Source organism: Quadrisphaera setariae (assembly GCF_008041935.1).
GTDB classification, from domain to species: Bacteria; Actinomycetota; Actinomycetes; order Actinomycetales; family Quadrisphaeraceae; genus Quadrisphaera; species Quadrisphaera setariae.
In genome coordinates, this window is sequence record NZ_VKAC01000005.1 from 313,829 (window position 1) to 336,318 (window position 22,490).

Annotated in this window: 17 protein-coding genes; 10 read left to right on the forward strand and 7 right to left on the reverse strand. The window is 74.2% G+C overall.

Translation table 11 applies throughout. The annotated features are described in order from the left end of the window. Positions 1 to 164 precede the first annotated feature (164 nt). The gene (locus FMM08_RS10405) at positions 165 to 1,217 is read left to right on the forward strand and encodes a glycosyl hydrolase (protein WP_147926280.1); all 1,053 of its coding nucleotides are present in this window, start codon (positions 165 to 167) and stop codon (positions 1,215 to 1,217) included. Positions 1,218 to 1,336: 119 nt separating this feature from the next. Beyond that, a complete protein-coding gene (locus tag FMM08_RS10410; protein ID WP_255472265.1) occupies positions 1,337 to 2,914 on the forward strand; it encodes a methyl-accepting chemotaxis protein in 1,578 nt (525 codons plus the stop codon). Here FMM08_RS10410 and FMM08_RS10415 read toward each other — a convergent pair. From FMM08_RS10415 to FMM08_RS23015, 7 genes are all read right to left on the reverse strand, one after another. Then, positions 2,911 to 4,473 carry a PucR family transcriptional regulator gene (locus FMM08_RS10415; RefSeq protein ID WP_187279681.1) on the reverse strand — a complete coding sequence of 521 codons (1,563 nt, stop codon included), beginning with the start codon at positions 4,471 to 4,473 and terminating at the stop codon, positions 2,911 to 2,913. The genes FMM08_RS10410 and FMM08_RS10415 overlap by 4 nt on opposite strands. After that, positions 4,470 to 5,570, reverse strand: coding sequence for an S-methyl thiohydantoin desulfurase family protein (locus tag FMM08_RS10420; protein ID WP_222710633.1), 1,101 nt, complete (start codon positions 5,568 to 5,570; stop codon positions 4,470 to 4,472). Before FMM08_RS10420 ends, FMM08_RS10415 begins: the two co-directional genes overlap by 4 nt. A gap of 46 nt (positions 5,571 to 5,616) precedes the next feature. Next, entirely contained in the window at positions 5,617 to 6,738 is a 1,122-nt protein-coding gene (locus FMM08_RS10425; protein WP_147926283.1) for an S-methyl thiohydantoin desulfurase family protein, read from the reverse strand. Continuing rightward, a complete protein-coding gene (locus tag FMM08_RS10430; RefSeq protein ID WP_222710634.1) occupies positions 6,735 to 7,838 on the reverse strand; it encodes an S-methyl thiohydantoin desulfurase family protein in 1,104 nt (367 codons plus the stop codon). Before FMM08_RS10430 ends, FMM08_RS10425 begins: the two co-directional genes overlap by 4 nt. Continuing rightward, entirely contained in the window at positions 7,835 to 9,466 is a 1,632-nt protein-coding gene (locus FMM08_RS10435; RefSeq protein ID WP_147926284.1) for a hydantoinase/oxoprolinase N-terminal domain-containing protein, read from the reverse strand. The genes FMM08_RS10430 and FMM08_RS10435 overlap by 4 nt, the downstream gene beginning before the upstream one ends. 32 nt (positions 9,467 to 9,498) lie before the next feature. Beyond that, positions 9,499 to 10,851 (reverse strand): purine-cytosine permease family protein, encoded by a 1,353-nt coding sequence (locus FMM08_RS10440; RefSeq protein WP_147926354.1) that lies wholly within the window; start codon positions 10,849 to 10,851, stop codon positions 9,499 to 9,501. 190 nt (positions 10,852 to 11,041) lie between these two features. Then, on the reverse strand, positions 11,042 to 11,809 hold the full coding sequence (locus FMM08_RS23015; RefSeq protein WP_187279682.1) for a C40 family peptidase: 768 nt from the start codon (positions 11,807 to 11,809) through the stop codon (positions 11,042 to 11,044). A gap of 175 nt (positions 11,810 to 11,984) precedes the next feature. Between FMM08_RS23015 and FMM08_RS10450 the strand changes: the two genes are divergently transcribed. The 8 genes from FMM08_RS10450 (at position 11,985) to FMM08_RS10485 (ending at position 22,321) form a co-directional block, all read left to right on the forward strand. Continuing rightward, a complete protein-coding gene (locus tag FMM08_RS10450) occupies positions 11,985 to 14,207 on the forward strand; it encodes a diguanylate cyclase (RefSeq protein ID WP_187279683.1) in 2,223 nt (740 codons plus the stop codon). Positions 14,208 to 14,217: 10 nt separating this feature from the next. Further along, positions 14,218 to 14,895: a DedA family protein gene (locus FMM08_RS10455; protein WP_187279684.1), complete on the forward strand. Its 678-nt coding sequence runs from the start codon at positions 14,218 to 14,220 to the stop codon at positions 14,893 to 14,895. A 189-nt stretch (positions 14,896 to 15,084) separates the two neighbouring features. Continuing rightward, positions 15,085 to 16,833 carry an ABC transporter family substrate-binding protein gene (locus FMM08_RS10460; protein ID WP_147926288.1) on the forward strand — a complete coding sequence of 583 codons (1,749 nt, stop codon included), beginning with the start codon at positions 15,085 to 15,087 and terminating at the stop codon, positions 16,831 to 16,833. A 227-nt stretch (positions 16,834 to 17,060) separates the two neighbouring features. Continuing rightward, positions 17,061 to 18,590, forward strand: coding sequence for an ABC transporter permease (locus tag FMM08_RS10465; protein WP_147926289.1), 1,530 nt, complete (start codon positions 17,061 to 17,063; stop codon positions 18,588 to 18,590). Continuing rightward, a complete protein-coding gene (locus tag FMM08_RS10470) occupies positions 18,587 to 19,594 on the forward strand; it encodes an ABC transporter permease (protein ID WP_147926290.1) in 1,008 nt (335 codons plus the stop codon). The genes FMM08_RS10465 and FMM08_RS10470 overlap by 4 nt, the downstream gene beginning before the upstream one ends. After that, positions 19,591 to 20,712 carry an ABC transporter ATP-binding protein gene (locus FMM08_RS10475; RefSeq protein WP_222710638.1) on the forward strand — a complete coding sequence of 374 codons (1,122 nt, stop codon included), beginning with the start codon at positions 19,591 to 19,593 and terminating at the stop codon, positions 20,710 to 20,712. Before FMM08_RS10470 ends, FMM08_RS10475 begins: the two co-directional genes overlap by 4 nt. Before the next feature lie 104 nt (positions 20,713 to 20,816). Continuing rightward, on the forward strand, positions 20,817 to 21,848 hold the full coding sequence (locus FMM08_RS10480) for an ABC transporter ATP-binding protein (protein ID WP_147926355.1): 1,032 nt from the start codon (positions 20,817 to 20,819) through the stop codon (positions 21,846 to 21,848). A gap of 38 nt (positions 21,849 to 21,886) precedes the next feature. Further along, positions 21,887 to 22,321 (forward strand): NUDIX domain-containing protein, encoded by a 435-nt coding sequence (locus tag FMM08_RS10485; RefSeq protein WP_439653558.1) that lies wholly within the window; start codon positions 21,887 to 21,889, stop codon positions 22,319 to 22,321. Positions 22,322 to 22,490: the final 169 nt, after the last annotated feature.

Consider the following 22,490-nt stretch of genomic DNA (forward strand, 5'->3'; position numbering starts at 1 on the left):
TCCGAGGGGGGTCAACGGTGGCCGATCAGCAGCCAGCACCGAAGGGGCCGGGGGGCTCCGCGTCGTCGCAGGTCCAGGAACCCGATGAGGGGAGGGCCGGCGGGGCCGGGGAGGAGCGCCGCAGGCACGCCGCTTCCACTCGGTCAGGACCGTCCCGGCGCGCCGTGCTCGGCACCGCGGCGGGCGTGGTCGCGGCCGGGGGCCTCGCCACCTGGGTGGCGCTGCGCACCGGCGGCGGCACGGACGCGCCGGGCGGCAGCGGGACTCCCAGCACGTCCCCGTCGCAGACCGAGACGCCGTTCGTGCCGCGCCAGTGGATCTCCGGCGCGTCCGGGGAGGGCGTGGCCGACGGCTCCTACGCCGCGGCCCGCGGCACCGACGTCGCCGTCTCGGCCACCTGGTTCGACAACAACCAGGCGATGCTGGAGCTGTACACGCTGCAGCCCGGCGCGGAGTTCGACGGCTGGGACAAGCCGCTCGACGTCTCCCTCGGCGCCATCGACATGAAGGACGAGGGCGAGACCTGGGCCGACGCGGCCGCCGGTGCCTACGACGACCGCTGGCGCGAGTCCCTCACCCGCCTGCGCGACGTCTGGGGCGGGCGACAGGCCACCTGCTACGTGCGGTTCGCCCACGAGATGAACGGCGACTGGTACCCGTGGAAGGTCGTCTCCGACGACGTCGCCGCCTTCAAGACCGCCTGGGGTCGCTACCGGGCCATCCAGCAGAGCGTGTTCCCCGCCTCCAAGCTCGTCCTCTGCTTCAACCGCGAGTCGTCGAAGTCGGGCTACGACTGGCGCGAGCTCTACCCGGGTGACGGCCAGGTGGACGTCATGGGCGTCGACTACTACAACCAGTTCGGCGCCGTCGAGACCGCGGAGCAGTGGGACGCGTCGATGACCTCGAAGGACGCCTTCGGCGCCCCCAAGGGGCTGCAGGGGCACCTCGACTTCGCCAAGGAGGTCGGTCTGCCGCTGGCGGTGTCGGAGTGGTCCGGCAACGCCGACGAGGGCGACTACCCCGTGTTCGTGCAGAAGATGCACGAGTTCTTCTCCCGCAACGGCGGCACCGGGCCCGGCGAGGTCCTCTACGAGGTGCAGTTCAACGTGGACATGCAGGGAGCCAACGGCAAGTTCCTGCTCATCAGCCCCCAGACGCGGATGCCCGAGTCGGAGAAGGCCTACACCAGCCTGCGCTGGGGGAGCCCGACCGCCTGAGCCTGCCGCGCCGGCCGGCGCGCCGACCGCCGTCGTCCTCAAGGTCGCGATCTTGTCGTCCGATGTGGGGACGAGGGGTGCAGACGGCGCCCCGGACGCGAGGGAGCTCTGACGTGGCGATGACGAGGTGGGCCGACCTGCGCCTGGGCACCAAGCTCACGACGCTGGTGGCCGTCGGCGCGGCAGCGACCCTGGCCATGGGCGGCATCGCCGCCGCGGCGCTCTCGAGCGTCGGTACGCAGGTCGACGCCCTGGCCGCCACGAACAGCGCCACCCAGCACGCCCTGCAGGCCGACATGATGCACGACGCCGTCCGCGGCGACCTGCTGCGGATGATCGTCACCGCCGACGCCGGGGAGCGCCAGAAGGCCGCGCAGGAGATGGCCGAGCACCGGAAGGCGCTCACCGACGCCCTGGCCGCCGTGGGCGCCGACCACCTCGGGGGCGGCGTGGACCAGGCGCTGCGGCGGGTGCAGCCCGACGTCGACGCCTACCTCGCCGCCGCCACGACCTCCTCCGACGTCGCCGTCCGCGACCCGCAGGCGGCCCTGGCCGGCTACGACGACTTCCAGAAGGCCTTCTCCGCGCTGGAGGACTCGATGCCGACCATCGGCGACGCCGTCGACGAGCGCGTCACCGCGGCCACGAGCGACGTCGCCGCCCAGCGCCGGTCCGCCGGGCTGCTCCTGACCGCCAGCGGCGTGCTCGGCCTCGCCGTGCTCACCGCCCTCGGCGTCGCGGTGACGCGCTCGGTCACCCGCCCGCTGCGCCGGGTGACGGACGTCGTGACGGCGCTCGCGGACGGCGACCTCACGGGCAGCTGCGACCTCGCGCGCCGCGACGAGCTGGGTGTCACCGCGGACGCGCTCGACCGCGCCCTGGTGGCGCTGCGCCGCGTGCTCTCCGGGGTGGCGGCCCAGTCCGACGCCGTCGCGAGCGCCTCCGAGCAGCTGCGCGGCACCACGGCCCAGATCGCCGCGGCCTCCGAGGAGACCAGCGCGCAGTCGAGCGCGGTCGCCGGTGCCGTGGAGGAGGTGTCCTCCGGCGTGCAGACCGTCGCCGCGGGCGCCGGTGAGATGGGTGACGCGATCCGGGAGATCGCCAGGTCCACCGAGGAGGCGACCCGGGTGGCGGGCAGCGCCGTCGCCGCCGCCACCGCGGCCACCGAGACGGTCACGGGCCTGGGCGAGGCGAGCCGGCAGATCGGTGACGTCGTCAAGGTCATCACGAGCATCGCCGAGCAGACGAACCTGCTCGCGCTGAACGCCACGATCGAGGCCGCCCGCGCCGGTGAGGCCGGGAAGGGCTTCGCCGTGGTCGCCGCGGAGGTCAAGGAGCTCGCCCGGGCGACGGCTGCGGCCACCGAGGACGTCGCCCGCCGCGTGGAGACCATCCAGCAGGGCGCTTCCGGCGCCGTGGACGCCATCACCGGGATCTCCGACGTCATCGCCGAGATCTCCGACCACCAGAGCACCATCGCCGCCGCCGTGGAGGAGCAGACCGCCACCACGCAGGAGATGTCCCGCTCTGCAGGAGAGGCGGCCGGTGGTGCCGGGCGGATCGCCGCCACGGCCTCCACCATGTCCGGCACCGCCTCCTCGACGAGCCGGGCGCTGGGCGAGGCCCGCACGGCCGTGGACGACCTGGCCGGGCGAGCCGCGGCGCTGCGCCGCGAGGTCGCGGCCTTCCGCTTCTAGAGCCCCGCGGGCCCCCGCGGGCCGGACGGGTCCTGCGACCGGGCGCCCGGGCCCACCGCCCGGCACGCCAGCTGCAGCGCGAGCCGCTGCTCGTGGTCGCTGAGGCTGACCCGCAGCAGGCGCTCGATCCGGGTCACTCGCTGCGCCACGGTGTTGCGGTGGACGCCGAGGACGGCGGCGGTCTCCGACAGCGACGACTCCGCGTCGAGGTAGGCCGCCAGCGTCCGCACGAGCGAGGGATCGGAGAGCAGCGGCTCCAGCAGGCTGCGTGCGGCCGGCTCGAAGGTCTCGGTGCGGGTCCAGGCGAGGAGCGTCTGCGCCACCCCCAGCTGGTCGACGTGGAGGAAGCGGCCCTGCTCCGGGCGTCCCGCGGCGAGCAGCGCGGCGTCGGCCGCCTCCGAGAGGGTCCTGGCGACCCCCGCCGGTCCCTGGTGGGGCCTGCCGACGCCCGTGGCGCACCCGGTCAGCTGCCGCAGCCCGTCGTGCAGGCGCCGGAACCGCTCGGCGAGCTGGCGCACCTCCACCGCGCTGGGGGAGCGGTCGGTGCTCCACCACCCGCTCCAACCGTCCCCCTGCTCGGCCACCACGAGCTGCAGGCCGGCCTCGGCGGAGCGGCGGACCGCCTCGGCGCGCAGGCCGGCGACGTCGGTGGCGCTGCCGGTCCGGATGCGCACCCCGACGTGCCACCCGGCCAGCGGCCACCCCGCGGCGGCGGCCCGCTGGCGCAGCTCGGGGCTGGGCTCGCCGGTGAGCCGCAGGACGTCGGTGAGCAGCGCGGCCCGCCCGCGCGCGTCGCGCTCCACCGCCGTCCGCTCGGCGGCGAGCCAGCCGGCCACGGCGGTGGCCGCGGCGGCCAGGACGTCCTCGGCGGGTCCCACCGCAGCAGGGCCGCGGTCTCCGGGCACCCTCACCACGAGCCAGCGCTGCACACCGCGCAGACCCGGCAGGAGCACGGGCCGGGCCGCGGTGGTCCCGGCCCCGGTCCGCTCGCGCTGCGCCACCGGCTCCGAGGGGCGGGGGACCACCAGCGCGCGGTCGCCGTGGAGCACGGCGCCGGAGGCGTCGCAGAGAGCCACCGGAACGCCCAGCAGCTCCGCGCACAGGCCGACCAGCCCGGCGGGCGTGCCCACCCTGCCGTCGGCGACGGCGCGCGAGACGCCGAGCACGGCCCGGGCGGACGCCACCTCCGGGGCGGCCAGGTGCACGGCCGCCGCGGCGGCGAGGTCGAGCAGCGGGGTGTCCGCACCGACCACGCACAGCTCCAGCCGCGTGCACAGCAGGCGAGTGGGGACGGGCAGCGCGTCCGTCCCGGCCAGCAGCACGGCCCGAGCGCCGGCGTCAGCTGCGCGGCGCAGCACCGCGTCGAGCTGCCAGGCGGGGGCGAGCCGCCAGGAGGCGCCGGTCAGCACCACGAGCGCCGGCACCGCGGCGGTCTCGTCCAGCTGCCCGGGGGCCTCCAGGAGGACGACGCCGCGCAGCGCCACCCCGCCCGGTGCGCCGGCGAGGACCTCCGCTCCACCCCAGGCGGGCAGGGCGAGCACCGCGCTCAGCTCCGTCACCACAGCGTCCCGTCCGGACGTTCGCCGAGCACCGGGTCGAGGTCGAGGCCGAACGCCCGCGGCGCCACCCGGTCGGTGCGCCCGGGCCGGCTCCAGAAGGAGGGGGCGGGGAGCCGGAGCACCACCACGTCGTCGCCCCGGCGGATCCTGTCGCACGCGACGACGCGGGCGCTGCGCCGCTCGAGCACCACGAGCGGGTCGGGGGTCGTGGCCACGGGGGCGCCGTCCTCGAACGCCACGAGGTACTCGTTCTCCATCTCCAGCCGCAGCAGCGCGCTGGTGCGCTGGTCGCGCACGCAGGCCGAGCCCCGTCCGAAGCCGGCGCCGGCGCGCCGGGCCACCTCCACCACGCGGCCGGCTCCCAGCAGCTCACCGCCGGCGGCGACGGCCACGTCCTCGGTGGTGGCCGAGGGCCCCAGCGCCTCCAGGCGGGCTCCCACCTGCAAGCAGCGCCGCGTGGTCCGCACCGGGCCGGCGCCCGACCAGGGGGCGCGGCGCACGGGGCCCGTCGCGATGGCGGCCCACCCGCCCTCCGCGGCGAGCACCGCGCGCACGACCCGCTCGCACCGGACGCCGTCGCCGCCCTCCACCACGAGCACCTGGCCGCTGGGCAGGGCGAGCGCGAGCGGTGGGAGCGCGCCGTCCACCACCGCCAGGGAGAACTGCTCCAGCCGTGGCAGGGCGCGGCCGCACAGGTCGACGTCGACCACCGGGAGGTCGACCGAGACGGCGGTGGCCAGCGCGGTCAGCCCGTTGAGCCCGGCGGCCTCGATCGAGGCCAGCGCCGTGGCCCGCTCGCCGGTCCACCGCTCCACGGCGCGCACCGCCCGTGCGAACTCCTCCCCGCCGGGCAGCTCCTCGGTGAAGGCGCTGACGGCGCCGACCATCCCCACGAACGAGACGGCGTGGCCCGTCGCGCGGGCGGGGTCGAGCAGGGGGACCGCCCCGCTGCCCACGGCGTGGGCGAACAGCAGGCCGGCGGACCGCGCGTCGCCTCCGCCGCCGGAGCCGAGGACGTCCGCGCCGCGCACGAGCGCCGGGACGTCCGCCGCGGTCACGGCGCGGACGTCCCAGCCGTCGTCCCGGGGGTCGCGCACGGCGCACACCCTGGCACCGCCCGCCCCGGCCGGGCGGGGCGGGGCCTCAGACGGCCAGCGGCTGCCGGACCTCGTCCGTGACGAGCTGCTCGATGGGCACGAACGGCTGGTCGATGCCGAACGCCGCCGGCCCGAAGACCGCCAGGGCCTCCGGCGTGCGCATGATGTCGGGCGTGGAGATGCCGAGCACCACCACGCGCTGGCCGTAGCGCAGACCCTCGGTGGTGATGGGCTCGGCGGTGGTGTCGTCGACCACGCAGATGAGGTCGGGCACCACGCAGACGGGCACGCCGTCGCGCAGGGCGAGCAGGTGCTCGTTCTGGAAGCGCAGCTCCAGCACGCCGTCGTCGTGGCCGGTCACCGTGCAGGCGCCGCGGGTGAACCCGCCCGTGGTGCGCCGCTCGACGTCGGTCACCTTGCCGCGGAAGAGCGGGCGCACGTTCCGGTAGATCGTGCCCGCGAAGTACTCGGCCAGGGCCGCGAACGGGTCGCGGTGCGCCTCGCGGGCCTCCCGGATCGCGCGCCCGGCGCCGATGCCCAGCGACAGGGTGCGCGGGATGGCCACCCGCTTCACGTCGGCGCCGGTCATGGCGTACTCGGCGATGAGCGCCGCGCCGCCGAACTGGATGGCGCAGGCGCGGGCGAGGCGCTCCATGCGCACGTCGTCGTCACCGGTGTCGATGACGACGGTCTCGTGGCGGTCGCCGGCCACCACCATGGGGGAGGCGTGCACCCCGTAGACCCCGAACGTCTCCATCTGCAGCTCGGGGAAGGCGCGGCCCATCCCGTCCGCGTCGACGACCGGCAGACCGGCGCGGGCCGCCACCAGCAGCGGGACCATCGAGTTCAGGCCGCCGCACTCGATGGGCATGGTGGCCTGGGCCCTGCGGCCCAGGCGCTCCTCCAGCGTGCGCAGCGCCACCACCGGCTCGGTGCCGCGCGGCACCTTCTCCACCATGACGGTGGGGGCGCCCATCATCGCGGTGGGGATGACGAAGAGGTCGTCGTCCACCTCGTCGGGGTCGAGCACGGTGATGGGGCCGTGCTCCTTGATGGCCTCGGCGACGAGCAGGCGCCCGATGTACGGGTCGCCGCCGCCGCCGGTGCCCAGGAGGGTCGCGCCGCGCGCGAGGTCGGCCAGGTGGGTCTCGTCGAGCAGCCAGCTCATGCGGGAACTCCTTCGAGGAGGACGGCGTCGTCGGGGTAGCCGAAGGCGGCGGGTCCGGCCAGCGCCAGCCCCTCGGGGGTGCGCCAGCGGGGGTCGCACGGAGCCACGACGGCGCTGACGCGGTGGCCGAAGCGCAGCTGCTCGGTGGTGATGGCCGCGCCGGAGGCGGTGTCGAGCAGGCAGATGAGGTCCGGTGCGGTGGCCAGCACGTGGTCGCCGTCCCGCAGGACGAGGTTCTCGTTCTGGAAGTCCACGGTGAGGCGCCGGCCTGCGTGCTCGCCGGCGCCCTCCAGCACGGCGGTGCCCCGGGCGAACCCCGTGGTGGTGCGCCGCTCGACGTCGACGACCTTCGCGCGCACCGCCACGCGTCCGCCGAGGTGCGCCGCCACGGCGGAGGCCGGGTCCTCGCCGGCCACCCCGGGCTCGAGCAGGGCCCCGACGGACGCCGCCAGGGAGAGCGTGCCCGGCACGAGGCCGCGGCGGGCAGCGGCGCCGTCCATCGCGTAGTTGGAGATCATCGCAGAGCAGCCCATGTCGATGGTCACCGAGCGGGCCAGCCGCTCGGCCCACCGGTTGTCGACGGTGTCGATGACCGCGCAGTTGCCCTTCTCGTCCACCACCGCCATGGGCGTGGCGCGCACGCCGGTCAGCGTGAGGAGCACCTGCTGCAGCTCCGGGAAGGCGCGCCCCATGCCGTCGGCGTCCACCAGCGGCAGGCCCAGCTCGGCCGCCGCGGCCACCGGCACCAGGGAGTTGACCCCGCCGGCCTCGATGCACGCGACGTGCGTGACCTCCAGCCCGAGGTGGCGTGTGAGGACGTCGACGGCCCGGCCGACCTGGTCGGCCGAGGGGATCTTCTCCACCATGACGGTGGGCGCGCCCATCATCGCCACCGGCAGCACCACGGCGCCGTCCGGCAGCTCGGCCAGCGGGGTCAGCGCCACCGGGCCGTGCGTCCTGATGGCGGCGGCGGCCATGAGGGCGCCGATGTGCGGGTCACCGCCGCCACCGGTCCCCAGGACGGCGGCGCCGCGGGCGATGGCACGGACCTCGTCCAGCCCCACCTGCCGCAGCTGGCGCGGCGCGGCGGCGGAGCTCACGCCCTGCTCCCCGCCGCCACCGGCTCACCGCGACGCGCGCCGGAAGCCGTGCCGGACGACGGGCCGGGGGTCAGCGCGAGGTCGCCGACGGCCTTGACGCGGATGCGGGTGGCGCCTCCGGGCAGGTAGGGCAGCGGCACCTCGTCGATCTCGAGCACCTCGACGCTGGAGGGCACAGCACCGTTCGCGACGGCGCGCTCCACGGCCTCGGCCCGAGCGGCCTCGAGGACGTCGCCGCGGCGCCCCGGCTCGATGGCGAAGACCCTGTCCACCTCGCCCCCCACCTGTGCGATCGCCGCGCCGATGGCGTTCGCCACGGCGAAGTTCTCCGGGCGGAGCACCTCCCCGCTGCCGGCGAGGTGGTCGGGCAGGAGGACCGAGCCGCCGCCGACCGCCACCACGGGCAGGGGCTGGGAGGACGTCCGCATCCTGTCGACGGCGTCCGCGACGTCGGCCGCGATGCGCGACAGCGCCGCGCGGACCAGGTCCGGGTCGAGGTGCGCCACCAGCGAGGCGTCGCCGATGTCCGCGCGCCCGGCGGCGACCGCGATGTCGGTGGCGGTGAGGGTGTCACCGCCGAAGACCAGCGCCCGCTCGGTGAGCCGGTAGCCCACCGAGTCCGGGCCCACGCTGACGCCTCCGCCCGCCCCGCCCGCTGCACCGCGGACCAGGGAGCCGCCGCCGATGCCGATGGACAGCACGTCGGGCATGCGGAAGTTGGTGCGGATGCCCGCCACCGACACCTCGGTGGTGGCCTCCCGCGGGAAGCCGCGGGTGAGGACGCCGACGTCGGACGTCGTCCCCCCGACGTCCACCACCGCGCACGTGGACACCCCGGAGAGCACCGCCGCCCCGCGCATCGAGTTGGTGGGGCCGGAGGCGAAGGTGGACACGGGGTAGCGGCGGGCGTGCTCGACGTCCATGAGTGTGCCGTCGTTCTGGCTGAGGTAGATCGGCGCGTCGATGCCGGCGCCCGACACGGCGGCGAACAGGCCGCCCACGATGTCCGAGGCCAGCTCGCGCAGCGCGGCGTTGACGACGGTGGCGTTCTCGCGCTCCAGGAGGCCGATGCGCCCGATCTGGTGGGACAGGGAGATCGCGACGTCGGGCAGCTCCTCGGCCAGCACCTCCGCCGCGCGCAGCTCGAACTCGGTGTTGACGGGGGAGAACACCGAGGTGATGGCCACGCTGCGCACGCCGTGGGCGGCCATGTCGGCCGCGTGGCGGCGCAGCTCGTCGGGGTCGAGCTCGGAGATGGTGCGCCCGTCGAACTCGTGGCCGCCGTGCGCCAGGTACGCGCGGCCGGAGACCGCCGTCACCAGGCGCTGGGGCCAGTCGACCATGGGCGGCAGGGCCGCGGTGGCCGGCAGGCCCAGGCGCAGCGCCGCCGTGGGGGCCAGGCGCCGCGCCTCGACCAGGGCGTTGATGAAGTGCGTGGTGCCGATCATCACGGCCCTCACGCCGGCGGGGTCGAAGGCCCGCACGCCCTGCAGGGACGCCAGCGAGGCGGTGATGCCGCTGGAGACGTCGGAGGTGGTGGGGCTCTTGACGGCGGCCAGCACCGCGTCGTCGTCGCCCAGGAGGACGGCGTCGGTGTTGGTGCCGCCCACGTCGATGCCGATGCGCACGGGGGTTCTCCTCGTCCTTGCGGGTGCGGGGGTCAGAGCGCCGCGGTGGGGGCGGTGCGGGCGGGGGTGCCCGAGCTCTCGGCGTCGGTCACGTCCACGACGTCCGCGGAGGCGTCCGTGGTGCGGGACAGCCCGACCTCGCGCAGCAGCCCGGTCTTGCCGGCCACCACGTAGAGGACGAACGCGATGACGAGGGAGTTGATGGACCCGAGGCCCACCGTGAGGAAGTAGCCGCTCACCGAGGCGACGGCCCACACGGCGATGGTGGCCGGCACCCAGGTGGGGGAGCTGGCGGGCACGGCCCCGCCGTCGGCGCGGGACGCCTCGAGCTCGCCGCGCCAGCGCTTCACCACGAAGTACTCGGCCACCATGATCCCGGCGACCGGCGGGAAGACGACGCCCAGGATGATGAGGAAGTCGGTGAAGCGGGTGAGGATGCCCGCCGCCGCCAGCAGGCTGCCGGCCAGGCCGAGCAGGCCGGTGACCAGCGCGCGGTTTACGGTGCGGCCGGTGAGCGTGCCGATGAAGTTCACCACCGCCAGGCCGGACGAGTAGAGGTTCCAGTCGTTGATCTTCACGGTCCCCAGCAGGACGACGAGCACGGCCACCCAGCCGACCGAGGAGGTGAGGATGGCGGTGATGTCGCTGGAGCCGATGGCGTGGGCGAGCAGCACGCCGGACATGCCGATCAGGTACTCACCGATGGTGAAGCCGACCACGGTCTGCTTCACCACGTCGGCGCCGGACCGGTTGTAGCGCGACATGTCCGGGGTGATGACGGCGCCGACGATGAAGCCGCCGGCCACGAGCGTGGTGCCGGTGGCGAGGTCGATCTGCGGGCCCGGAGGGGCGGAGCTCATGAGCGCCGTGACGTCGGTCTTCGACAGCTCGCTGATGATCGCCCAGCCGACGAGCACGAGGAACGACGGCACCGTGAGGTAGGCCGTCCAGGCCATCGAGCCGAACCCGAAGACGCAGATGGCCGTCACCACGAGGCCGAAGACGATGGACCAGCCCCAGACCGGCAGGACGCCGACCGTGGAGGCCAGTCCCTGGGCGGACACCGCCGACTGCACGCCGAACCAGCCGACGAGGCTCATGCCGATGGCCAGGCCCATGAGGGCGGAGCCACCGCGGCCGAAGCCCAGCCAGCGGGCCACCAGCGAGGTCGACATGCCCTCGCGGCAGCCGATGACCCCCACGAAGATCGAGACCACCTCGAGGATGACGGCCCCGAGGGTGAAGGCCAGGAACGCCTGCCAGAAGCCCATCCCGAAGCCGAGGGCGGCCCCCAGCAGGAACTGGCTGAGCGCCGACACCTGCCCGAAGCGCTGCACCGCCACCGAGAACCACGAGTAGCGGGCGCCCACGGGCACCCGTCCCATCGCGTAGTCGTCAACTCCGTGCGTCCCACCAGCCACGGCCCTGCCTCCTTCTCCACCGTCGAGCGATGGAGCGTGAACGTAGGGTCGTGCGCCGGCGGCGTCAGTGGGCGAGGTGCACGGGTCGCGCCTCCGGGCAGTGCAGTGCGCACTGCGCAGCACCCGGAGGGCGGGCTGCGCCGGTGCGCCGGCCTCAGGCGACGCGGCGGAACTGCACGTCGTCGGTCCACAGGGAGCGGACGGAGACGCTCTCACCGGTGCGCGGCGAGTCGATGATCTTGCCGTCGCCGGCGTACAGCGCCACGTGGCCGTAGGAGTTGAAGAGCACCAGGTCGCCCACGCGCGGCTCGGAGACCGCGTACCCGGCGGAGCGCATGGCCCCCGAGGTGCGGGGGAGGGCCACGCCGACCTTGGAGTAGGCGTACTGCACCAGGCCGGAGCAGTCGAAGCCGCTGGTCGGGCTCGTCCCGCCGAAGCGGTAGGCCAGTCCCACGTGCTTCTTCGCCTCGGCGACCGCGGTCTCGCCGGCGCTCGTCTCGCGCGCCGGGGCGGGTGCCGCTGCCGGTGCGGCGGGGGCCGCGCCGGCTCCGGGGACGGCGAGGACCTGCCCGGGGTAGATGGTGGAGCTCCACGAGAGCCCGTTGGCGGCGAGCACGGCCTGCGTGCTGACCCCGGCGGCCCGCGCGATCTTCGAGACGGTGTCACCGGCGCGCACGGTGACCGATCCGCCGCCCAGCGCCCCGTTGGCGGCGACCGGTGCGGCGGCGACCGACAGGTGCGCCGCCGCCTTCACGGCCGGGGTCCCGCTGTGCGAGGTGCCCGGCACCGCCGCCGACGCCGCACCCGCCGTCGCGATGACGGGGACGGCGGCGAGCGCACCGGTGGTGACCACGGCGCGGGTCACGGCGCCGACGTCGACGAGGGGGCGCACCGGTGCGCGGTGTCGTGCAGTTCGAGCCACGGCAGCGACGCTAAGTGATCGATTCGTCACCGTCTGGCGAATCCCAGATCCCCAGGAACTTCCCACGGACGGCTGCAGCGGACACCTCCCGCCCGCCGGGCGCCGACCGGACGCGCGGAGCGCGACCCGCGGACGGGAGACACAGGTCCGCGCCGGAAGAGCCGATGCTGGTGGTGTGGAGAGCGCACGGCCCGCGGTGGCGGCTGCCCGCGGGCCGGCGGTCCCCAGCGGTGCGCTGGACTTCTCCGCAGCCACCCGCAGCGCCTTCGCCGACCTCTCCGGGCGGACCGGGCTGGAGCACTGGTGGCTCGTCAGGCGGCGCGGTGACGAGCAGGTGGTGCTGGCCGACCTCGCCGGTGCGGGCGCGCGCAGCTCCGCCGTGCCGTGGCGCTCCGGGGTGCCCGCCGCAGCCCTCGACGGCGGCGCTCCGCCGGTGGCGCCCGTCGTGGCGGACGTCCCCGCCTTCGCCGCGGCGTGCGCCGCCAGCGGCCTGGACGCCGCCTCCCTCGTCGTCGTCCCCGTCCTCAGCGGCCAGGGCGCCGTCGTCGGGGCCCTGTGCGGCGCGAGCGAGCTGGCCCGCCCCGACCTCGCCGCGCACCTGCCCGGCGTCCGCGCCGCGGCCGACCTCCTCGGCCTGCTGCTCGAGCAGGTGCTGGCCCTCGACGACGTCGTGCGCCGCGCCGAGAACGCCGAGGCCGCCGCGCACACCGACCCCCTGACGGGCCTGGGCAACCGCCGTGCCTGGGACGCGGCCCTCCTCGCCGAGGAGGAGCGCGCCGCGCGCCACGGCACGCCCACCGCGGTGCTGGTGCTCGACCTCGACGGCCTCAAGCAGCTCAACGACACCGCCGGTCACGACGCCGGGGACGACGTGCTCCGGCAGGCGGGCGCTGCGCTGCGCGCCCAGGTCCGCGGGCAGGACGCGGTGGTGCGCCTCGGGGGCGACGAGTTCGGGGTGCTGCTGCCCGACACCGAGAGGGCGGTGGCCGTGGCGGTCGCCGCCCGGGTGCGCTCCGCGCTCGGCGCGGCGGGCATCGGCGTGTCCTGCGGGGTGGCGACGCGCACCGGGCAGGACGGGCTGCTCGGTGCCTGGCGCGCTGCGGACGAGGCCATGTACGCCGACAAGCGGGCTCGGCGGGGACGCCGCAGCGCGCCGCTCAGCAGCTCGGGCGTGTGGTCGGTCAGGGCCCCGGGGACGGCCGGCGGCGCGGTCCCCGCGGTGGGCGGGCGCCCGCCGGTGCCCGCCGCCGTGGACCGCGGCGTGGACGCGCTGCTGGAGGTGGCCAGGGCGCAGGTGGGCGTCGACGTCGCCTTCATCAGCGTGCTCGAGGGCGGTCAGCGCCGCTTCCGCAACGTCGTCGCCCGCGTGCGGGTCCCCTTCGCCGCCGGGACCTCCGAGCCCCGGGAGGGCACCGTGTGCGACCTGCTCGTGCGCGGCCGGCTCCCGGGCGCCGTCCCCGACACGGCGGACTCCGCCGTCGCGTACCACCCCGACGTGCGCGCCATGTCGATCGGCTCCCACGTGGGCGCGGTGCTGCACCGCGCCGACGGCACCCCCTACGGGACGCTGTGCGCCTTCTCCCAGCGCCCCGACCCCCACCTGGGGGCTCCCGACGCCGAGGCGCTGGCCGCGCTGGGGCGCGCCGTCATGGGTCTCGTCGAAGCGGAGGACGCCGCGGAGGGAAGAGCCCGCGCGGTGCGCTCGCGGCTGGAGGGGCTGGACGAGCAGGGCGGCCTGCGCACCGCGTTCCAGCCGGTGCTGTCGCTCGCCGACGGCGCGCTCGTCGGGCACGACGCCGAGACCGCCTTCCCCCGGGGCACCGCCGCTCCGGGCGCCTGGTTCTCCGAGGCCCGTGCCGTGGGCGCCTCCGGCCCCCTGGAGGCCGCCGCCCTGGCCGACGCCCTCGACGCGTCGCGCGACCTGGCGGGGTGGGTGCTGGTGAGGGCCAGCCCCGCCACCGCGACGATCCCGGCGTTCGCGCGCCGCACGGCCGCGGTCGACCCCTCCCGGCTGGTCCTGCAGGTGCTGGGGGAGGCCGAGGCCGGCGACCTGGACCAGCTGCGCTCCGCGCTCGCACCCCTGCGCCGCGACGGGCTCCGCCTCGCCCTGGAGGTGGGGGCCGCCGTGGACCGCGGCGGCGAGCGCGTCCTGGCCCTCGAGCCCGAGGTGGTCGTGGTGCACCGGCGCGTGGTGGCCGGCGTGGCGACCAGCCGCCACCGGCGAGCGCTGGTCACGGGGCTGGTCGCGTTCTCCGAGGCGCTCGGGGCCCAGCTCCTGGCGCGCGGGCCGACCTCCGCGGAGGAGCTCGCCTGGCTGCGGACCGCGGGCGTCCCGCTGGCCCACGGGGTGGCACCCGACGCCGCAGAACCGGCTCCAGGGCCCGTCGGCGGACCCTAGCCTGGGAGGTGTGACCCCGATCCTCGCGCTGGGCCCGTCGTGGCTGGACCCCGACACGCTGATCCGCACGCTGGGCTTCGTGGGCATCCTCGCGATCGTCTTCGTGGAGTCGGGTCTGCTCGTCGGCTTCTTCCTGCCCGGCGACTCCCTCCTGTTCACCGGCGGGCTCCTCATCGCCACCGGTGTGCTGCAGGTGCCGCTGTGGCTGGCCCTGGTGCTGGTCCCGCTGGCGGCGGTGCTGGGCGACCAGTGCGGCTACCTCATCGGGCGGCGCCTCGGCCCGGCGGTCTTCAAGAAGCAGGACGCCCGGTTCTTCAAGCCGAAGTACGTCGAGGACGCCTACGCCTTCTTCGACAGGTACGGCGGTCGGGCGGTGCTGCTGGCGCGCTTCGTGCCGGTGGTGCGCACCTTCGTCCCCGTCGTCGCCGGCGTCGGGCGCATGGACTACCGCCACTTCGCGGCGTGGAACGTCGCGGGGGGAGTGCTGTGGGGGGCCGGGGTCACCACCCTCGGCTACCTGCTGGGCGGGATCGCCTTCGTGCGGGACAACATCGAGGTGATCCTCATCCTCATCGTGCTCGTGTCCGTGCTCCCGGTGGCCGTGGAGCTGCTGCGGGCCCGGGCTCGCACCCGGTCCGAGGGCGTCGCCGCAGGTCGATCGAGCGGCAGAGGGGCTCACCGCGCGTGATCATGCGGTGAACAACGGGTGTTCACCGTTCCCTCGTCCGGTTGCGAATCGGTAACGGCGAGCCGGGAATCCGCGTCAGCCTGTTGCGGACTTGCGGATGTGCGGGGTGGAGTGAGCCGTCCACACGGGCCGCGCCGCACGACCTGCAGCGCGCCCGAACCGCGACGCCCGACGAAGGGTCCTCCCCGCGTGATCACCTCTCGCAGAGCCACTGCTGCTCTCGCCGTCCTCGCCGGCGGCGCCCTGCTCATCTCCGGATGCTCCGCCGACCGCGGCGGGAGCACCGGTGGTGCCAGCAGCGGCTCCAGCTCCGCCGGCACGAGCAACGCCACCATCACCGTGGCCCACGAGCAGGAGTTCAACTCCTACAACAACAACACGGCGGACCAGAACGCGGTGCAGAACACCGTCGTGCTGAACAACGTGCTCGGGGGCTTCTGGGACTTCGGTCCGGACGGCGGCGTGCTGGACGACAAGGAGTTCGGCACCGTCGAGAAGACGAGCGACGACCCGCTGACCGTCAAGTACACGTTCAACGACAAGGCCGTCTGGTCCGACGGGCAGGCCCTCGGCTGCGAGGACATGGTCCTCGCCTGGGCCGCCAACTCCGGCAAGTTCACCAGCCAGGAGAAGGACGAGAACGGCAACCCGCTGTCGGGCTTCTCCTCGGCCGGGACCACCGGCTACGAGGACATGAACATCCCCCAGTGCAAGGCCGGGGACAAGACGGTCACCGTGACCTACACCAAGGTCTTCGCGGACTGGGCCGGCATGTTCGGCGCCGGCTCGATCATGCCCGCGCACATCGTCGCGAAGAACGCCGGCGTCTCCGACCTCATCGGCGCCATCACCAACAACACCTCCGACCAGGTGGCCGCGCTGGCGAAGTTCTACAACACCGGCTTCATCGGCAAGCCCGGGACCGTCGACAAGGACAACTGGCCGTCCTCCGGCCCGTACATGATCGACTCCTGGCAGGCCGGGCAGTCCATCACGCTGAAGGCGAACCCGAAGTGGTGGGGCACCCCCGCCAAGACGGGCACCATCGTCATCCGCTTCATCGACGCCACCGCCCAGGCCCAGGCCCTGGCCAACGGCGAGATCCAGGTGGCGCGGCCGCAGCCGGCGCAGGACATCCTCAAGCAGCTGCAGGCCATCGGCAGCTCGGTCAAGATCGACCAGGGTGACGAGTACACGTTCGAGCACCTGGACTTCAACTTCCAGGGCGAGTTCAAGGACGCGAACCTGCGCAAGGCGTTCGCCCTGTGCGTGCCGCGCCAGCAGATCGTCGACAACCTCATCAAGCCGGTCAACGAGAACGCGACCGTGCTGAACTCCCGCTACAAGCTGGCGTTCCAGGAGGGCTACCAGCAGGTCGTCCAGGCCTCCTACGCCGGCCAGTACGACCAGCCGAACATCGAGCAGGCCAAGCAGCTGCTGGGCGGCAAGACCGGCGTGACCGTGCGCGTCGGCTACCAGACCCCGAACCAGCGCCGCACCGACGAGGTCTCCCTCATCAAGGCCTCCTGCGACCAGGCCGGCTTCAACGTCGAGGACGCGGGCCAGCAGGACTTCTTCGGCAACGGCCTCGCCGCCGGCAACTTCGACGTGGCGCTCTTCGCCTGGTCGGGCTCGCCGCTGGTCTCCTCCTCCGCCTCGACCTACGTCACCGGCGGCGGCAACAACAACGGCAAGTACTCCAACCCCCAGGTCGACCAGCTGACCGCCACGCTGCTCTCGCAGACGGACGCGGCCCAGCAGGACCAGACGATCGGCCAGATCGAGAAGGTCCTCTGGGACGACGTGGCGACCCTGCCGATCTTCACCTTCCCGGGTCTGCAGGCCAACAGCACCGAGGTCACCGGTCCCGCGTTCCAGCCGGCCCAGAGCCAGCAGACGTGGAACGACAACGAGTGGGCTGTCGCGCAGAAGTCGTGACCTGCCCCGTCAGCCGGCCCCCGCGCTCAGCGGGGGCCGGCTGACGGCCGTCCCCGTCCGCACCGACGGGCTCGAGCACCCCCCCCGCCTCCACGCTCCGTGGAGAGCAGGAGCAACCTAGGTCGGTCGTGGGCGCGCGCCTGCGCGCCACGCGGACCGACCTGGCCCTGTGCCGGGGTGCCCAGCGTGCTCGTCCGGACCGTCCGTCCGCAAAGGGGTTTCCACCCGTGGTCGCTTTCGTCCTGAGGCGCCTGCTGATCTCGATCGGCGTCTTCTTCGTCGCCACGTTCCTCATGTACGTGCTCGTCGCCAACGCTGGCGACCCGCTCGAGGACCTGTACGGCATCACCAACCCCGGTGACCGTGCCGCCCGCATCGCGTCGCGCACCGAGATCATGCAGCTCAACACCCCCGTGGTGCTGCGCTACTTCCACTGGCTGGGCGACCTGCTCGGCTACCTCTGGGGGGCCGGCAGCCTCGGTGTGAACCGCACCGGCCAGGCCGTCGCACCGCTGCTCGGCCTGGCGCTGAGCAGCACGCTGCGCCTGGTGCTGCTCTCCACCGTCCTGGCCATCGTCACGGGCATCGCGGTCGGCATCGTGTCCGCGCTGCGCCAGTACACGAGCTTCGACTACACGATCACGTTCTTCTCCTTCGTCTTCTACTCGCTGCCCATCTTCTGGGCGGCCGTGCTGCTCAAGCAGTTCGGCGCGATCGCCTTCAACGACTGGCTCGGTGACCCCGCCGTACCGCTCCCCGTGCTGCTGGTGCTGGCCGTGGTCGGTGGCCTCTTCGGCGCCAGCCTCGTGGGCGGGCGCACCTGGGCCCGGCGCGGCGTCGCCTTCGCGGGCGGCTTCCTCGTCGTCGCCGCGGTCCTGGTGGTCGTCTCGCAGACGGACTTCCTGGCGCGTCCGAGCCTCGGGCCCGTCGGGGTCTCCGTGCTCGGCCTGGCCGCCGCCGTCGGCATCACCGCGCTGGTCTCCGGGCTCGCGGCGCGCCGCGTGCTCTACGCCTCGCTGGCCGGAGCCGTCGTGGGGATCGTCATCTACGTGGCCACGGTCGGCGTCCTCGCCGACCCGACGTGGCCGCTCCTGCTGGGGCTGTTCGTCGTCACGCTGGTCGTGGCCGGCGGCATCGGAGCCGGCATCGGCGGCATCGACAGGAGCCGGGCCGCTCGCGCCGCGGTGCTCTCGGCCGCGGTGGTCGCCGCGCTCAGCTTCGCCGACTGGCTCATGTACGCCTGGCCCGACTACGTCGCGAACTCCTTCGGGCGACCCATCGCGACCATCGGCTCCAACACGCCCAACTTCACGGGCACCCTCTGGCAGACCACGCTCGACACGCTGACGCACCTGGTGCTCCCGAGCGTGACGCTGGTGCTCATCTCGTTCGCGCAGTACACGCGCTACACGCGGTCGAGCATGCTCGAGACGATGAACCAGGACTACGTGCGCACCGCGCGCGCCAAGGGCCTGACGGAGCGCACCGTGATCATGCGCCACGCGTTCCGCAACGCGCTCATCCCCGTGACCACGCTGGTGGCGCTGGACTTCGCCGCCGTCGTCGGCGGTGCGGTCATCACCGAGCGCATCTTCGGCTGGCAGGGCATGGGTGCGCTGTTCATCAGCGGCGTCTACACGGTCGACCCACCACCGGTGATGGCGTTCTTCATCGTCTCCGCTGCCGCGGTGCTGCTCCTCAACATCGTGGCCGACCTCGTCTACGCCTACCTCGACCCGAGGATCCGCCTCTCATGACCACCACCGACCCCCGCACGACCGCCGGCGAGCCCAGCGGACCGGGCTCCACCGGTGACGCCGGCGACGCCTCGGGGCTCTCCGTCGTCGCCCTGTCCCAGGGGCAGCTGGTCCGCCGGCGGTTCTTCCGCCACCGCGGGGCCCTGGGCGGCATGGCCGTGCTGCTCTTCGTGGTGGTGCTGGCGTTCAGCTCCATCGGCTTCGCCGGCATCCCCGGCTGGTGGCACTACGGCTTCACGCAGCCCACGCCCATCGAGAACGGCGGGCGTCCCACGCTCGACCTCATCCCGTGGTTCGACGGCGACGGTCTGGCCTGGGGCGACCACCCCTTCGGCCAGGACAACATCGGCATCGACTACTTCGCGCTCACCATGCGCGGGGCGCAGCGGTCGCTGATCATCGCCTTCATGGTCGGCATCGTCGCCACGGTGATCGGCACGCTCGTCGGGGCCCTCGCCGGCTACTACCGCGGCTGGGCCGACAGCCTCCTCATGCGGGTCACCGACGTCTTCATCACCATCCCGGTGATCGTCATCGGTGCGGTCCTCGGCCGCCGCTACGGGGCCCTCCCGATCGCCCTGTTCGGGGCGATCCTCGGCGTCCTGCTCTGGACGTCCCTGGCGCGCCTCGTGCGCGGCAGCTTCCTGTCCCTGCGGGAGAAGGAGTTCGTCGAGGCCGCGCGCGCCATGGGCGCCTCCAGCAGCCGCATCATCTTCAAGCACATCCTGCCCAACAGCCTCGGCGTCATCATCGTGTCCGCCACGCTGACCATCGCCGTCGCGATCCTCGTGGAGAGCGCCTTGAGCTACCTCGGTCTCGGAGTGCGGCCGCCGGAGACCTCCCTCGGCCTGCTCATCAGCAACTACGAGTCGGCCTTCACCACCAGGCCCTGGCTGTTCTGGTGGCCCGGCCTGTTCATCGTGCTCATCGCGCTGAGCGTCAACTTCATCGGCGACGGCCTGCGCGACGCCTTCGACCCGCGCCAGGCGAGGGTGCGCTCGTGAGCGCCGCCCAGCAGGCCGCGGGACGGGCCGAGCAGCCGGTGCTGCAGGTCGAGGACCTCACCGTGGCCTTCCCCACCGAGGACGGCGTCGTCCGCGCCGTGCGCGGCATGACGTACTCCGTGGCGCCCCGCGAGGTGCTCGGGATCGTCGGGGAGTCCGGCTCCGGCAAGTCCGTCTCGTCCATGGCGGTCATGGGCCTGCTGCCGCGCAGCGCCCAGATCACCGGCCGGATCCTGTTCCGCGGCGAGGACGTGCTCACGATGAGCGCGCGCCAGCAGCGGGGGCTGCGCGGCCGCCGCGTCAGCATGATCTTCCAGGACCCGATGACGGCGATGAATCCCGTCTACACGGTCGGCGACCAGCTGGCCGAGGCGGTGCGCTCCCACAGCGCCGTGCCGCAGAAGGTCGCGCTCAAGAGGGCCAAGGAGATGCTCGACCTCGTCGGCATCCCGCAGGCCGAGGCGCGGCTGCGGGCCTACCCGCACGAGTTCTCCGGCGGCATGAGGCAGCGCGCGATGATCGCCATGGCGATCATCAACGACCCGGACGTCATCATCGCCGACGAGCCGACCACCGCCCTGGACGTGACGGTGCAGGCGCAGGTGCTGGACACCCTCATGTCCGTCAAGGACGCGGTCGGTGCCGCGATCGTCTTCATCACCCACGACCTCGGGGTCATCGCGCAGGTCGCCGACCGCGTGCTCGTCATGTACGCGGGCAAGCCGGTGGAGATCGGCACGACGCGCGAGGTGTTCAGCAAGCCCCTCATGCCCTACACCGTGGGGCTGCTGGGCTCGACGCCGTCGGCGGAGGGCAGCCGGGCCGGTGAGCGGCTCCGCCCGATCAAGGGTTCCCCGCCCTCGCTCATCTCCCTGCCGCGGGGCTGCCCCTTCGGTCCCCGCTGCCCGCTGGTCCGCGAGGACTGCCGGGCCAGCGAGCCCGAGCTGCGCCACCGCGGAGCGCCCGCGTCGGCGGCTGGAGCAGCGGGCGCACCCACCGGTCGGGTGCTGCCCGTGGTCAGCCCCGACCACTTCGCGGCGTGCCACCACAGCGACGAGCTGCTGGCCGCCGAAGACCCCACCCTCTTCTTCCGCGCTGAGAGCGAGGTCTCCTCGTGAGCACGCACCAGACACCGGGCACGGGGCAGCACACCCCGCAGTCCCCGGTGCGCCCGTCGGACGCCGAGCGCGACACGCACCTGCTCGACGTGCGCGACCTGGTCATGAACTTCCCCGTCCGCGGGGGCGGCGTGATCCAGCGCGTGGTCAACCACGTGCAGGCCGTCTCCGGCGTGAGCTTCAGCCTCGACGCCGGCGAGACCCTCGGCGTGGTGGGGGAGTCGGGCTGCGGCAAGTCGACGACGGGCCGCGCGCTGCTGCAGCTGCACAAGCCGACGTCCGGCTCGGTGCGGTTCGACGGCAAGGAGCTCATCGGCCTGTCCGAGAAGGACCTGCGGCCGGTCCGCCGCGACCTGCAGATCGTCTTCCAGGACCCGTACGCCTCGCTCAACCCGCGGATGCCGGTCAACGACATCATCGGCGAGCCGCTGGTCATCCACGGGACCGTGCCCGACAAGGCCGCCCGCAAGGAGCGCGTGCGCGAGCTGCTGCAGCTGGTGGGGCTCTCGCCCGAGCACGGCAACCGCTACCCGCACGAGTTCTCCGGCGGCCAGCGCCAGCGCATCGGCATCGCCCGCGCGCTGGCCCTCGGTCCCAAGCTCCTCGTCCTCGACGAGCCGGTCTCCGCCCTGGACGTGTCCGTCCAGGCGGGCATCGTCAACCTCCTCGAGGACCTGCAGGCCGAGCTGGGCATCGCCTACATGTTCATCGCCCACGACCTCTCGGTGGTGCGCCACATCTCCGACCGCGTCGCGGTGATGTACCTGGGCAAGGTCGTGGAGATCGGACCCAAGGACGACATCTACGACCGTCCCATGCACCCCTACACGCAGGCGCTGCTGTCCGCCGCCCCCTCGGCGGACCCCGAGGTCGCGCGGACCGCGGCGACGGAGCGCATCGTGCTGGAGGGCGACGTCCCGTCCCCGCTGAACCCGCCCTCGGGCTGCCGCTTCCGCACCCGCTGCTGGAAGGCGCAGGAGGTCTGCGCGACCACCGAGCCCCCGCTGGTGGAGAAGGACGGCGGCGGGCCCGGCCACCAGATCGCCTGCCACTTCGCCTCCACCGACGTCGGCCACCCCGGTGGCCGCACGTCGCTGCCCGTGAGCAGCGTCCGGGCCGGCGGCGAGGCCGCCTGACGTCCGGCGAGCAGCCCACCACCGGCGGCCGAGGGCTGCTGGTGGTGGGCGCTGCGCTGGTCGACGACCTCGCGGCGCCCCGCCGCCTGCTCGCCGCCCGGCGCAGAAGGCCGTCGGCGCTGGCCGGCGGGTGGGAGCTGCCCGGCGGCAAGGTGGAGCCGGGGGAGGTACCGGCCGACGCGCTGCGGCGCGAGCTCCGCGAGGAGCTGGGCGTGCAGGTGGAGCTCGGGGCGGAGCTCGTGCCGCACGCCGGTGAGGGCACCGGCGGGCTCTACGCCGACGCCGGCGTGTGGCCGCTGCCGGGCGTGGGCGTGATGCGCGTGTGGTGGGCCCGGGTGCTCGAGGGTGAGCCGCGCCCCCTGGAGGACCACGACGCCCTGCGCTGGCTCGAGCTCGACGACTGGCTGGGCGGGGTGGCGTGGCTGCCCGCCGACATGCCCGTCATCACCGCCCTGCGCGCCGCGCTGCGCTGACGCGCCCGCCCGCTGTCGTCGTCGTCCTCCTCGTCCCCGTCATTCCCGCACTTTCCGCGGCAAGTGCGCTTCTCGGGCGCCCCATGGCGCACGTTCCGCGGCAAGTGCGGGAGAGGAGGGGGACAGGGGCGGGCAGACGGGTGTGCGGGGAGGTCCGCTAGCGGGTTGA